At 44.6% G+C, this 14,027-nt stretch carries 12 protein-coding genes and 1 CRISPR repeat array; of the genes, 4 read left to right on the top strand and 8 right to left on the bottom strand.

The window, feature by feature from the left end; genetic code table 11:
- Positions 1-3 precede the first annotated feature (3 nt).
- Positions 4-297, top strand: a complete 294-nt coding sequence (cas2, locus tag FKQ60_RS04585) for a CRISPR-associated endonuclease Cas2 (protein WP_170904370.1) — start codon at positions 4-6, stop codon at positions 295-297.
- Positions 298-472: 175 nt separating this feature from the next.
- Positions 473-3,393: direct repeats of the CRISPR family, unit length 32 nt; unit sequence GTCGCGTCTCCCGCAGGCGCGTGGATTGAAAC.
- A 117-nt stretch (positions 3,394-3,510) separates the two neighbouring features.
- Here cas2 and panF read toward each other — a convergent pair.
- The 4 genes from panF to FKQ60_RS04565 all read right to left on the bottom strand — a co-directional run bounded on the left by panF (position 3,511) and on the right by FKQ60_RS04565 (position 6,193).
- Positions 3,511-4,977: a sodium/pantothenate symporter gene (gene panF, locus FKQ60_RS04580; RefSeq protein WP_170904369.1), complete on the bottom strand. Its 1,467-nt coding sequence runs from the start codon at positions 4,975-4,977 to the stop codon at positions 3,511-3,513.
- Positions 4,970-5,251: a YhdT family protein gene (locus tag FKQ60_RS04575; RefSeq protein ID WP_170904368.1), complete on the bottom strand. Its 282-nt coding sequence runs from the start codon at positions 5,249-5,251 to the stop codon at positions 4,970-4,972. The genes panF and FKQ60_RS04575 overlap by 8 nt, the downstream gene beginning before the upstream one ends.
- Positions 5,252-5,577: 326 nt before the next feature.
- Positions 5,578-5,736: a hypothetical protein gene (locus tag FKQ60_RS04570; RefSeq protein ID WP_004397053.1), complete on the bottom strand. Its 159-nt coding sequence runs from the start codon at positions 5,734-5,736 to the stop codon at positions 5,578-5,580.
- A 244-nt stretch (positions 5,737-5,980) separates the two neighbouring features.
- Positions 5,981-6,193, bottom strand: coding sequence for a cold-shock protein (locus tag FKQ60_RS04565; RefSeq protein WP_004397054.1), 213 nt, complete (start codon positions 6,191-6,193; stop codon positions 5,981-5,983).
- A 458-nt stretch (positions 6,194-6,651) separates the two neighbouring features.
- Between FKQ60_RS04565 and yghU the strand changes: the two genes are divergently transcribed.
- Positions 6,652-7,512 (top strand): glutathione-dependent disulfide-bond oxidoreductase, encoded by an 861-nt coding sequence (yghU, locus tag FKQ60_RS04560; RefSeq protein WP_170904367.1) that lies wholly within the window; start codon positions 6,652-6,654, stop codon positions 7,510-7,512.
- Positions 7,513-7,550: 38 nt separating this feature from the next.
- On the opposite strand, the gene FKQ60_RS04555 is transcribed toward yghU, so the two are convergent.
- The 4 genes from FKQ60_RS04555 to FKQ60_RS04540 form a co-directional block, all read right to left on the bottom strand.
- Entirely contained in the window at positions 7,551-7,799 is a 249-nt protein-coding gene (locus tag FKQ60_RS04555) for a hypothetical protein (RefSeq protein ID WP_072670654.1), read from the bottom strand.
- Between the two features lie 128 nt (positions 7,800-7,927).
- Positions 7,928-8,929: a VirK/YbjX family protein gene (locus FKQ60_RS04550; RefSeq protein ID WP_249374145.1), complete on the bottom strand. Its 1,002-nt coding sequence runs from the start codon at positions 8,927-8,929 to the stop codon at positions 7,928-7,930.
- A 435-nt stretch (positions 8,930-9,364) separates the two neighbouring features.
- Positions 9,365-10,798 (bottom strand): glyceraldehyde-3-phosphate dehydrogenase, encoded by a 1,434-nt coding sequence (locus FKQ60_RS04545; protein WP_170904366.1) that lies wholly within the window; start codon positions 10,796-10,798, stop codon positions 9,365-9,367.
- A gap of 547 nt (positions 10,799-11,345) precedes the next feature.
- Positions 11,346-11,819 carry a cytidine/deoxycytidylate deaminase family protein gene (locus tag FKQ60_RS04540; RefSeq protein ID WP_004397071.1) on the bottom strand — a complete coding sequence of 158 codons (474 nt, stop codon included), beginning with the start codon at positions 11,817-11,819 and terminating at the stop codon, positions 11,346-11,348.
- Positions 11,820-12,676: 857 nt separating this feature from the next.
- Between FKQ60_RS04540 and FKQ60_RS04535 the strand changes: the two genes are divergently transcribed.
- Complete coding sequence (locus FKQ60_RS04535) at positions 12,677-13,081, top strand: OsmC family protein (protein ID WP_110167371.1); 405 nt, start codon at positions 12,677-12,679, stop codon at positions 13,079-13,081.
- Positions 13,082-13,106: 25 nt separating this feature from the next.
- Positions 13,107-14,012: an aromatic amino acid DMT transporter YddG gene (yddG, locus tag FKQ60_RS04530; protein ID WP_170904365.1), complete on the top strand. Its 906-nt coding sequence runs from the start codon at positions 13,107-13,109 to the stop codon at positions 14,010-14,012.
- Positions 14,013-14,027: the final 15 nt, after the last annotated feature.

The following is a 14,027-nucleotide window of genomic DNA, read 5'->3' as shown; positions in this document are numbered from 1 at the left end:
GCCATGATGGTATTGGTCACCTACGATGTATCTTTTGTCAGTGATGATGGGCAAAAACGCCTCAGGCAATTAGCAAAAGTCTGCTTAGACTATGGTATGAGAGTGCAATATTCAGTGTTTGAATGTGAAATAGACTCAACACAATGGTTAGAATTTAAAGATAAACTTTTATCTATTTATGATCCTGAAGTCGACAGTTTGCGTTTTTATAAGCTCGGTAAAAACTGGCAAAACAAAGTAGAGCACCATGGTGCGAAAGAAGCGATAGATATATTCAGAGATACCCTGATTTTATAATCGCTAGCCTTGAGTTCTCAGTAAAACACTGGGGATCTAGCGATTACATAAGTTCTTTAAAAATAGAGCAAATATTTGTTTTTATAGATTCACACAAAACAGTTTTCTTCTACCGCGTAAAGTTAGCGGCAAACCATAATATATGCTAGTTTACACGTGCCTTTCACAATAGGCAGTCGCGTCTCCCGCAGGCGCGTGGATTGAAACTGTGTTCGCTTGCAGTTGTTCAACTTTCTCAGAAGTCGCGTCTCCCGCAGGCGCGTGGATTGAAACATTGTCAATTCTAACTGAGACGCCATTAACAGATGTCGCGTCTCCCGCAGGCGCGTGGATTGAAACAAAAATAGCAAAAGGCAAGACGACGACTAATGAAGTCGCGTCTCCCGCAGGCGCGTGGATTGAAACACATTGACCTAGGACTATCCGCCCTTTTTTTTGGTCGCGTCTCCCGCAGGCGCGTGGATTGAAACCTTACTATCTAGTCCTGATAGCGCCAATGCCTGAGTCGCGTCTCCCGCAGGCGCGTGGATTGAAACGATTAATAATCCAACCAAGTTACCATATGCCACGTCGCGTCTCCCGCAGGCGCGTGGATTGAAACGAAGTAACGTAATCAGCATATCCGGTCAAGTTTGTCGCGTCTCCCGCAGGCGCGTGGATTGAAACTAGTTGTATTCTATTCGATAATGATTTCGTACACGTCGCGTCTCCCGCAGGCGCGTGGATTGAAACCATCATACGCCATGCGTTTGTGCGTTTTGCCCAGTCGCGTCTCCCGCAGGCGCGTGGATTGAAACTGTGTTGACTGAACCCTGACAAGAATTCTCTTTGTCGCGTCTCCCGCAGGCGCGTGGATTGAAACTCGTATAGCCGTTAACCGTCTTTCCGTCAAAGCGTCGCGTCTCCCGCAGGCGCGTGGATTGAAACTTTGGTCGGTGGATATTTAGCGTGCATAGCCATTGGTCGCGTCTCCCGCAGGCGCGTGGATTGAAACAATACCTAACTATACATTTTCCTTTATACCCTTTGTCGCGTCTCCCGCAGGCGCGTGGATTGAAACGGGCAAAGTGGCCGTTGCTATTTTGAGCCGAGAGGTCGCGTCTCCCGCAGGCGCGTGGATTGAAACTTTTTTCTGCAGTTCAATGTGAGTGTGAATATAAGGTCGCGTCTCCCGCAGGCGCGTGGATTGAAACACAGAGCGATATACAATATTATCGATCCGCTTTGTCGCGTCTCCCGCAGGCGCGTGGATTGAAACATGATGACAAAGCGCAGCTTCACAAGTGGCGGCGTCGCGTCTCCCGCAGGCGCGTGGATTGAAACAACATCGAATGGGGTTTTATTTTATTTTGATAATGTCGCGTCTCCCGCAGGCGCGTGGATTGAAACAGTGTTCATGGTGGTATTTGCACCAATCACAGCAGGTCGCGTCTCCCGCAGGCGCGTGGATTGAAACCGGTAGTTGTATCGTAAACCACTCGGTTTTTCAGTCGCGTCTCCCGCAGGCGCGTGGATTGAAACCAACACTGTATAACGAATCGCGATGTGGTTTACGGTCGCGTCTCCCGCAGGCGCGTGGATTGAAACAGAAAATGTGAAGAAAACATTAAAGAGTTCGGATGTCGCGTCTCCCGCAGGCGCGTGGATTGAAACCAGAAGATACCGTTTTCGACAACGATAACCAGAAGTCGCGTCTCCCGCAGGCGCGTGGATTGAAACTATTGTAACGCTATTGTTAGCTAAGCTGTAGCTTGTCGCGTCTCCCGCAGGCGCGTGGATTGAAACTGTAAGTCGGAAAGCGCTCTTGGTATTTGTCAGGTCGCGTCTCCCGCAGGCGCGTGGATTGAAACTCTTGTGTAAACGCAAACAGCATCAAATCGCTTAGGTCGCGTCTCCCGCAGGCGCGTGGATTGAAACGCAGAACGTGAAGACGACTGGCCGCTAGCGTAGGTCGCGTCTCCCGCAGGCGCGTGGATTGAAACCAGTCAGTTTGGTAAGTGATCGGCCAATTGGCTTGTCGCGTCTCCCGCAGGCGCGTGGATTGAAACTGAGTAATCGAAGAATCAAACCCGCTTGACCTTGTCGCGTCTCCCGCAGGCGCGTGGATTGAAACTTCTTTTGAATACTGAGCGGCCATATCGTTAATGTCGCGTCTCCCGCAGGCGCGTGGATTGAAACGCAGAACGTGAAGACGACTGGCCGCTAGCGTAGGTCGCGTCTCCCGCAGGCGCGTGGATTGAAACACGCTTAAAGACAGCATGGCTATTAGCAAAGTCGTCGCGTCTCCCGCAGGCGCGTGGATTGAAACGTCTTAATTTGGGTTTCTCTGCCCAAAATCCAAGTCGCGTCTCCCGCAGGCGCGTGGATTGAAACGTTGCCCAAGACGGCTATGAAGTGGTCGATGATTGTCGCGTCTCCCGCAGGCGCGTGGATTGAAACTTGCCTTGTGAGTTATGAGTGATTTTGTAATCAGTCGCGTCTCCCGCAGGCGCGTGGATTGAAACCATCTGAGACTGCAGCGCGGATGCATCATCGAGAGGTCGCGTCTCCCGCAGGCGCGTGGATTGAAACGTATATTGGCTGGTGGTCAGATGAATCGTAGAAAGTCGCGTCTCCCGCAGGCGCGTGGATTGAAACACGAACGGCAATGTGATAGAGCGTGTTGGCTTTGTCGCGTCTCCCGCAGGCGCGTGGATTGAAACCATGAACTCCGGTCATTTGCTGAGCGAACATATCGTCGCGTCTCCCGCAGGCGCGTGGATTGAAACAGATGAGATTGAAATGCTGGTGGATAAGTTTGTGTCGCGTCTCCCGCAGGCGCGTGGATTGAAACTTATAAATCCGCTTATGCAGTTTGGTTCGAGGTCGTCGCGTCTCCCGCAGGCGCGTGGATTGAAACTAGCAGTAAAACGAACATCAACGCTAGCATGATGGTCGCGTCTCCCGCAGGCGCGTGGATTGAAACCCGAGTAAACAAAGCTTCGGGCATGAGGCTGTTTGTCGCGTCTCCCGCAGGCGCGTGGATTGAAACGATTAAGTATCCACGACAAGTTTGAAGCAGGTCGTCGCGTCTCCCGCAGGCGCGTGGATTGAAACACCATTACTGATAACTCGTATCTTTCTGACAAAAGTCCCACCTCACAAGAACATAGTGAAACTCGACTCGCTTAGGTCGACAGTTTGCTGTTACGGCAGCAAATTACCGGGCTTCACTTAACGCTCAACCATACTTTCTTTAAGCTGTTGCCTTGTATCCGGTTTTAGATAACTCATCATAATAAAACTGAGTAATCCACACAGTAGGGTCGGGACGATGGGATGGATGCCCGCTAAATCAGGTTTTAACCACATTAAACTCGTGTAGGTGGAAAGCCCAACGATCATTGAACTCAATGCGCCTGTCGATGAAGACTTTTTCCAATATAAACCGAGCACCAAAGGCCAGAGAAATACCGCTTGTAAGCCTCCGAGTGCCATTAAGTTAAGCCAGACAATCATCTCCGGTGGATTGGTTGCAGCAAAAAAAACTAACAAAGCAAAAATCATCGTCACCCACAAAGATAAGCGAGTCATCTTACTTTCTGCCTGCGGCTCATCGATGAGTCTGGGATTAATATAGTTAAGATAGAGATCTTTTAATAATGTCGCCGAGGCTTGGATTAGCTGTGAATCAATACTCGACATAATCGCCGCCATGGGGCCGGCGAGGAAAATCCCTGCCAATAAAGGCGGAAGAACGGTGATCATTAAGGTCGGCATGATTTGATCTGGGCTAGTAAGATCCGGCACGATAGCGCGCCCTAATGCTCCCGATAAATGGGTGCCAAACATCAACAAAGCCATCATGATGGTGCTTAAGATTATACCTTTGTGTAACGATTGACTGTCTTTATAAGACATACAACGAACGGCGGCATGGGGTAACCCAATCACACCAAAGCAAACCAGTATCCAAAAGCTCAACATAAATGGCTGACTGAGGAATTGATCGGGGCCGTAGGGGGTAATTAACGCAGGATCAATACGATGCAGTTCCGTGACTAGTGTACCAAGGCTACCGCCAGCGTGGATAACCCCTGCTAACAACACAAAAGTTCCGATTAACATCATGATCCCTTGCACGGTATCGGTCATTACTACCGCACGAAACCCGCCGATTGTTGTATAAAGACCAACAGTAAAAGCAAACAGCATTAAACCATGTTGATAAGAGAGCCCAGTAACCGTTTGTAATAGGCGTGCTCCACCGACAAATTGTACGACCATCGTACCAAAAAATGCCAGTAATAAAGACGTCGATGCTAATATGACCACACTGCGACTTTTGAAGCGAGCGTATAACATATCATTGAGAGTTAAAGCATTATGACGACGAGCTTCAATTGCAAACTTTTTGCCTAATATACCAAGAGTTAACCAGGTTGCTGGTAACTGGATCATCGCTAGCAATACCCAACCTAAGCCAAGCTTGTAAGCGGCACCTGGCCCGCCAATGAAGCTACTAGCGCTGGCATAAGTGGCAGCAAGCGTCATTGCGAGCACAAAGCCCCCCATGCTGCGCCCACCAAGAAAGTATTCATTGAGAAAGCCGCCATCTGTTGTTCTACGCCGGCTAAAAAAAGCAATCGCAAATACGGCTGCTAAATAAATGATGAGAGGCAAGAGAAGTTGATTATTCATCACGGGCCGTCATATCTGGTTCAAGACTAATATCGCGATAAATGAATGCCACCATTAACGCGCAGAGCAGAGTAAATACTATTGGGCCTACCACACAAGACAGCAAAAACCACAACGGCATACCAAAGTAGAGCGCTGGCAATTCAAGATTATCAAAAGGCGCAGAGAAGCCATAAGCCGTGACATACCACCAGATAAAGTAACCTAAGGCGAGGATCAGAGCGGCTAATGCTTCGCGATGAGTTTGTTGAATAATACGCTGTCGGTTATTCATCCGTTTCCTCAGTGATTAGGTATCCCTAGCTACTTGAAGTTAACGTCGGATTATTGGTATCCGTTTGTTCAATAGCAATAATGAACAAGGCTGATGATGACAAGATCGAGTAGCTTGGGAATAGCGAGTTTCTAAGGGGAGGTATGGTATTACAAATATGGCGTTGGAGACAAAAAATATCGTACAGAATGAATGAAACAGCTGGATACAGATGGTTATTGATGAATCAATAATGCTTAACTCGATGATTACATAAAGAGAAAAGTGCTTAAGCGTTGGCCTTTTAGCGTATGACAGCTGCTAAAAGGCAGTCGGCCATCGGTAACTTATCCACCATACTGCTTTTCAAAGGCTCTTTGCTCAAGAATATCTTCAATTTTTTTACGCGTTTGGTGCTGAGTTAACGGCATTTTCTCATTGCTGTCCGCTTGAGGAGCGGCTGTCTTGGTTTTTTTTGGTGCTTTTGCCATGTTGGTATCATCCATTTAAAAAATGATTCCTATTAGTACACTAATGAGGATTAAAGGCCAGCCTAAGAACCGAGTTATTAGATTTGTTGCACAAAAGTGAATGTAATCCGTGCATCATCGTTAACACCTCTATTTCAGTGTTATTTCAACGAGAAATATTGGTCGTGCGGTATCGTAAGTGGCAAGCTTTTCTCAAAGCGGAGAAGGAAGTGATGGATAAAACAATGGCGTGATAAAGTATCACGCCATCAACATTCTATTACAGAACCGTTACTTGTTCTGCTTGAGGGCCTTTTTTGCCCTGCTCAACGTTGAAGCTTACTTTTTGGCCTTCAGCGAGAGTTTTGAATCCTTCAGATGCGATTGAGTTGAAGTGAACAAAAACATCACTTCCACCGTTATCTGGAGTAAGAAAACCGAAACCTTTAGTTTCGTTGAACCATTTTACTGAACCTGTCACTTTACCTGACATAATTACCTCTATATTTTATGATACTAAATTAATGTTGGCTGATAGATAAGCAATTGAATGGTAGATGAAGGTAAACTTGTACAGGCACTAAACGAAGGGTATCGATGGTTTTCTGAGCAAAAACTTACACTTTATGTCACATTAACAACTCTGCTTTAAGAGCCAACTTCACTATACACGTTGCCGAGTAAATAGCGAGACTTATTTATTTCAAGATGATCGCTGCATCGCTTGAACGTTTGGAAACTGCCCCAATATCTTAGTTAATTAACAATGAGTATACCCTCCCTACTTGAAGCTGCAGCGGTGTTGGCTACGTTCGTTCACCCCAATCACATCGTTTGCCTATGCTCATGGGGAATTCTCTCACTTGCCGCCTACCTGCAACTTCAAATCGTTTGGGTATAAACGATGTTTCGGCAAGATTTACTGACAAGATAATAAGCAAGGAGAGTGTTATGACACAAGCATATGTACCCCCTAAGGTTTGGACCATGGAGAGTGAAAATGGCGGACAATGGGCAAGTATTAACCGACCTGATTCTGGTTCTCGTTTCGAACAAGTGTTACCGATAGGTCAACACCCGATCCAACTTTACTCTATGGGGACACCTAATGGGCAAAAAGTCACTATCTTGTTAGAAGAGTTATTAGCATTAGGTATTCACCAAGCCGAGTACGATGCCTTTTTGATAAAAATTGGTGATGGTGAGCAATTCGGATCTGGATTTGTTGAGGTTAATCCTAACTCGAAAATCCCTGCATTGATGGATCGTTCGTTAGCATCGCCGATTCGCGTTTTTGAATCGGGCAATATTTTGCTCTATCTTGCGGAAAAATTTGGTCATTTTTTACCACAAGCTTTGCCCGAACGTACAGAAGTGATGAATTGGTTGTTTTGGTTGCAAGGTTCCGCGCCTTATTTGGGTGGGGGATTTGGTCACTTTTATGCTTATGCTCCAGAAAAGTTTGCTTATCCTATCAATCGATTTGCAATGGAAGCGAAACGTCAACTGGATGTGTTAGACAAACAACTGGCCAAACAGACTTATATTGCGGGTAAAGAATATACGATTGCTGATGTGGCGATTTGGCCTTGGTATGGCAATCTAGTGTTAGGTAATGCTTACAATGCGGCTGAGTTTCTGGATGTGCAATCTTATCAACACGTGCAACGTTGGGCGAAAACCATTGCAGAACGTCCGGCAGTGCAACGTGGTCGAATTGTCAACCGAACATGGGGAGAGGCTTGGGAGCAGTTAGCTGAGCGTCATAACGCACAAGACATTGATCGCGTATTGGCACAGCAACCGAAGTAAGTTGAAATCGTCCAGTGAAGTACGACGCCACCTTAATGTTATTGACGGTGATCGCTACGTTGTTCGGAATGTTGTTCGCGATGTGGTACTTCTTCGAACTCACCTTCAATAACATGTTCACTTTCGTTATTGTGAGCTTGATGAAAAGGGCGGCGTCTTAGCTGCCTTTCTAACCGCTTGCCGCTAATGATGGCTATCAAGGTGAGTGGAATCGCGAGCAGTAAGCCAAAGATTAAGGCGAAAAAACCGCAGATTAATGTCAAGGTGGTTACTAATACTCGATACATAAGCTGTCTCCCAAAATCGATATCAATTTATCATACCTCATCTGTGATGAAGAAAACATGAACGATGCTTACTCAAACCGCATTAATGTTGATGAGAGGTTTCACCGAGGGAGGGTGTGCCGCCCTCCCTATGATGAACGTTGGCTAATGGGGTATTGAGTTGAGTCATCGGTTAGCCAAGCGACTTGTTCAGCAATACTCATCTTAAGATTATGAGGATAGAGTAATGATGGCTGCAACAAGGCATAAAGTTGCTGCTGGTAAGCGTCTAACCATGCATATCGCTCACGGTACATTTTGCGTTTCGGACGCTTTATCTCTCCCATTTCGCGACGCTTAGCAGATAAGGGTAAAGAATAAAACCAACGGTTGTGATCAACGCCATCGTGTTCTTGCCATAATTGGTCATAGTCTAAATTGATGGAATCACTTTTTTTACCATATCGCTTGGCATTATAAATATGGGCTGAATTTTTAACCGCATAGATGGTTTTTATATCTAAATATTGAGCGATAAATTGAACCGCTTCAACCATAAAGGATTTAGGCCTTAAACCATGGATAGCTTTAGTGAATGTTCGGCTGAAACCATTATCGTTAACGGCACCTTGCATGCAGCCAATTAATAATAGGTTGTTTTGAATCGTGAAACCTAAAGTATAATAAGCATAGCCTGTATTATCTTCTAGTGATAACGCCAATTCACCTTCTTTACGTATTCTTCCATCGAAGCTTAAAGTAAGTTGATAATTTTCATCGTCAATATTGATACTGCCTAAATATAATTTATCAGTATGTATTTTAAGAATAGCGGCACGAGAAAAAGTAGCTTCTAGCCATGAATGGTGGTCATTGAGCAACTGTATGACATCACTTTTACTTAAACCAATATGTAGAAATGGAATCATACATTTCATGATATAATTTGGCTGGCGAATAAAAATATGTTGCCGACGCTCATGATGGAATAAGTTTACCATCTTTTGGAAATGACGAGGATAAAGATAAGACCTAATAATAAACTTACTGATATCTCTCAATTTATGCTTTTGGCTTTGGGCATGAGCTGCCGAGGCTAATTTTAAACGCACACGAATTACCACTACTATAATACAGATAATATCCAGCAAGTATTATTACCTACAGCCAAGCAGGCCGCTACAGTGTTTGTGTACTTTTTTGTATGGGATTGTCTTAATCGAGGTGATGTATAGTGCTCACTTATTAATAACGCTGCGCTTTGCTTATCTCTTAATCATAATTCCTGATTTATTGTCTTTTTTCTATCAACGAAAGCCTGAATTGTAGTTATATCAATGTATTGATTGGCCTTGATTAATAACTGTAAATTATATGAGTTAGCCATAACCCGAGAGCAGAGTATCGTTAGTGGATCAAAATAAAAAAGCCGCCTATCGGTCGTGATAAGCGGCAATGGGGGGGATTAATCCATCTGTCCTGAGCATCATTGGCTATCCAACAATATAAAAGCGTCGTAACTCGTTCCGCTGCTTTTCGCTCAGCACATTCGGTTTATTGTTATTATGTTGTGGAGCCAGTTAAGATTATTGAGGATACGTTTTGTAACGCACGCCCATCATTTGTTCCATACAGTGGATCACTTGGCAACTGTAACCAAATTCGTTGTCGTACCAGACATATAAAACGCAGCGATTGTCTTGGGCGATAGTCGCAGCACCATCGACGACGCCAGCATGACGTGAACCGACTAAATCGCTCGAAACGATTTCAGTTGAGTCGGTATAGTCAACCTGCGCGGAAAGAGGGGAGTGGGTTGCAATTTGTCTTAAATAGTGGTTCAACGACTCTTTATCGACGGATTTGGCTAGATTTAAGTTAGCAACCACCATGGACACATTGGGTGTCGGTACGCGAATCGAATTCCCGGTTAATTTTCCTGCTAGCTCGGGTAACGCTTTGGCGACGGCTTTCGCTGCACCTGTGGAGGTCAGCACCATATTCAGAGACGCAGATCGGCCACGACGTTCACCTTTGTGGAAGTTATCAATCAAATTTTGATCGTTGGTATAAGAATGAACGGTTTCAATATGCCCAGATAGGACACCATATTGATCGTGCATTGCTTTAAGAATTGGCGTAATCGCATTCGTTGTACAACTTGCCGCCGAGATAATCGTATCGTCAGCGGTAATCACCGATTCATTCACCCCAAAAACCACATTTTTAATATCGCCTTTACCGGGCGCGGTGAGCAAAACCTTACTCGCACCTGGAGAAGCTAAATGACGGCTCAACCCTTCACTATCGCGCCACACACCGGTGTTATCAACGACAAGCGCATCGTGAATACCATAGTGGCTATAATCGACCTCTTGCGGTGAGTCAGCATAGATCATTTGGATATAGTTGCCATTGGCAATCAGTGCCTTGCGTTCACTATCGATAATAATACTACCGTTGAACTGGCCATGGACGGAATCTCGTCTCAATAGATTGGCGCGTTTTTCTAAATCTCCGTCTTTACCGCCACGAACGACAATCGCACGTAAGCGTAATGGGTAACCCGGACCACTTTTTTCTATTAATAAACGAGCCAATAAACGGCCAATACGTCCAAAACCATAAAGCACAACATCTTTAGGTTGATTCATGGGTTCGCCGTTCACGGCTTCAACAAGTGCCGTATGCAAGTAATCTTGCATAGCATCGGCGTCATCATGATGTTGCCAATAACGATGTGCTAATTGGCCAATATCGATTTTACAAGGCGATAGGGTCATCTCTGCCAGTGAAGTGAGCAAAGGTATGGTTTGTTCAAGAGATAAAGATTCTCCGATATAGCGACTCGCAATTTTATGAGCTTTGATGATGTCAATCGTGGTCGCATTGATCAGCGTTTTACCAAACAATAAGATTTCTACACCTGCTTGTCGGTAAAGTTTGCCAATCAGAGGCGACATAGATTCAGCGATGGTTTGGCTGATTTGCCAATCGAGGCGATGTTTTTCTGGGCTCATGTTGACTTAAGACCTTTCACGTAGGGTTAAACGTGATGTCACCGCAAGCGATAAGCATCACGTGCTCAACCATCACAATTTGTATTGTGTTTAGTATTGAGCTAGCTTGTTATTGGATTGTGTCTGGATTGTAAATCTTGAGCGGTTATTCTGCTAGTAAAATTAATGGCCATATATTAGGCTGTAGTTCTACTGCTTTCTGGTGTTTTAGCGGAGTTTTTAAGGGTTAAATCGGTATTGACAATTTTAATTAATGTCACTTATTTCGTGAGGATATGCATTGAAATCATAGTTGTGTTTGAAAAAGAAAAATGAGTTACTTAATTTTTGTGATTTCAATCGAAAATACCTATTTATTCAGCAGGTTAATCCGTATTAATGAGCGTGATTTAATCCATGTGGTTTGAATGTGTTCGCGATCTGAAAATAATCCTTAATTGATTAGGGTTATTGGCAAGCACAAGGTAGGTTAATTTTTACCTACCTGCTTGTGAATGAACGGTGGTTACTAGACAAGGCACTCTTAAGTTGTTACTGGTGGTATTAATTAGAGATTCGCTGGTGGGATCTGGCTGATCGGTTTGAGCTCATTTAAAGGTAACCAGTTTACTTTTACCCCTGCTTGTAAAAACATATCTTGGCTAACTTTTATTTTGTCGCCCCAACGAGAAAGAAAATCGTCAGACTGTTCAGGGCAATGCACAGCAGAAATACCAGTTTGAATGATTTTTGCTGCGCAATTTGGGCACGGAAAATGAGTGACATAAATTTCACAGCCATCCAAATCACGTTTAGCGAACAGAATCGCGTTTTCTTCAGCGTGCAATGTTTTTAAATATTTCATGTCACGGTCGTCGGTATTTGCACTGTCAGAGATCCCGTGTGGATAACCATTAAAGCCGACAGAGACAATACGATTTTGTTTGGTGATCACAGCACCGACTTGAGTAGACGGATCTTTACTCCAAGAGCCAACCAGTTCGGCCATTTGATAGAAGCGTTGCGCCCATTTTGAAATCATAATCTTGGTTTCCTTAACGTAACGTTATTTGTCAGTCATGATCGTGATTTTGTAGAGCTTAGTCTAGATAAATTTTGCGTCCGTCACACGAGAAAAACGTTGATTGGTTAGGCTTGGCTTTACTAGAGTGAGACTGAACTCTCGTTTTTTATCGCACCTCGCTAGACGGCTATGGGTGATTTAGCGATAAGCTTTGTGAGAGATCTCTTACAATCAATGTGAGAGATGTGCGTTTTTTGTTATGGGTAAAGCGGTGGTATTTCCCTTATCTTATTGTTTTTAATGATTTATTACTGTAATGATTTGCTGAGCTGAATAGACATGTTCATTCACCACCTTGCTGAAAAACCGTGTTGCCGTATTCTGAATTTGTCAGCAGGAAGCCGACACGGAACAGGAAAGACCCAAGGATAGGTCATCTTCAGGACGAAGATTCGATGATTCAGGATGAAACATCGGCAAGGAAAGCAAAGGACATTAGCAGGACGCGAATAACTAGGATGGTTATCACGGATGGTTAATGGACATCTTAAAGGAATAAGGCACGTCTATCAGGATGATAGAGTAAGGGACACCGCTAGGATGGCGATGAAACGGAATGTGCTAACGGATATAGCAGACTATCAAGGAATTGATGCAGGGAGCACTTGATTAGTAGCCGGATTGCTGCGAGTAAGAACTGAACCCCACTAGGCGTAAGCTTAGTGGGGTTTTCTTTTGTACAGCGAACTGGCTTTTTTTATCGGCTTAGATATATTGCCGTAGTGGTCATCGGTTCGCCACGATGAAGCCCCGTTTATTTTAAAGATAATATTCACTTTGCAAGGCCAATCTAGGCTAAAGACAGGAGTTATTCGATGCAAGCAGAAGTACAATGGGTTGATGGATTAAGATTTATTGGTCAATCACCGTCAGGACACTCTATCGTAATGGATGGTAATGCAGGCTCCTCTGCGCCCAGCCCGATGGAAATGGTGTTGATGGCCGCTGGGGGGTGTAGCTCAGTAGATGTGGTTAATGGCTTAAAGCAAGCTCAGCAAGCGGTAACGGGGTGTCGTGTATCGTTGATCACTGAGCGTCGAGAAACGGCGCCGCGTCTTTTTACTCATATCAATCTGCATTTTACGATTGAAGGGAATAAGGTATCGTCAGAAATTGTTGAACAAGTGGTGGCAGATTCACTCAATAAATACTGTTCAGTTTGTTTAATGCTTGGTGAAAGTATTGAGCTCACCCACAGCTGGGAAGTCATTAATGCTTAACGAATGAGCATAAAAGGGAACAGGAATGAGCCATTTTAACTATACAGGATGTGGGATTGCTGCCATTTTATTGTGGGGAGCAATGATTGGTTTAATGCGCACTGTGGCTGAAGCTTTCGGACCGATTGGTGGTGCAGCTTTACTCTATACTATTGCCGCTGTCTTTTTAATACTCGTGCTTGGTGTCCCTAAACGACAACATTTTTCTCTTCGCTATTTATTGATAGGAGGAGGGTTATTTGTCAGCTATGAAATCTGCTTGGCATTAGCGATAGGTATGGCCAATAGTCGTCATCAGGCTTTAGAGATGGCGGTGATTAATTACTTATGGCCAGCGATCACGGTAGTACTAGCGGTTATCTTAAGTAAAAAAACAGTCAGCGTTTGGCTTTATCCGAGTGTTGGTCTGGCCTTTACCGGTGTTGTTTGGACTTTAACGGGAGACGCCGGATTCTCTATCACACATGTGGTAAATAATATTTCCAGTAATCCTTTGACCTATGGGCTGGCCTTTATGGGGGCGGTGATTTGGGCAATCTATTGCAACGTGACGAAGTTAATCGCAAAAGGTCAAAATGCTATCGCTCTGTTTTTTATCGCTACAGCGATGGTGTTATGGATAAAGTACGCGCTAAGCCAAGAAGGACCACTGAGCTTTAGCCCAATCGCCACCTTCAATGTGATACTGACGGGTGTGGTGATGGGCAGTGGTTATGCGTTATGGAATATCGCTATTTTGCGTGGCAATATGTTGTTATTGGCAACACTCTCTTATTTTACCCCTGTGACATCGACGCTTTTTTCATCGTTAATTCTTGGTGTGATACTCGATACCAGCTTTTGGCAAGGGGTTGCAATGGTGACGTTGGGTTCATTACTCTGTTGGTGGTTAACGCGTGATAAACCTAAGCTGATTGAAGCGAGCACCTAAAATAAACCCGCCGTA

Origin of the sequence: Vibrio sp. A11, from assembly GCF_013048705.1 — a bacterium.
GTDB lineage: Bacteria > Pseudomonadota > Gammaproteobacteria > Enterobacterales > Vibrionaceae > Vibrio > Vibrio metschnikovii.
The sequence above is the reverse complement of the archived record's forward strand: the minus strand, read 5'-3'. Positions and strand labels throughout refer to the sequence as shown.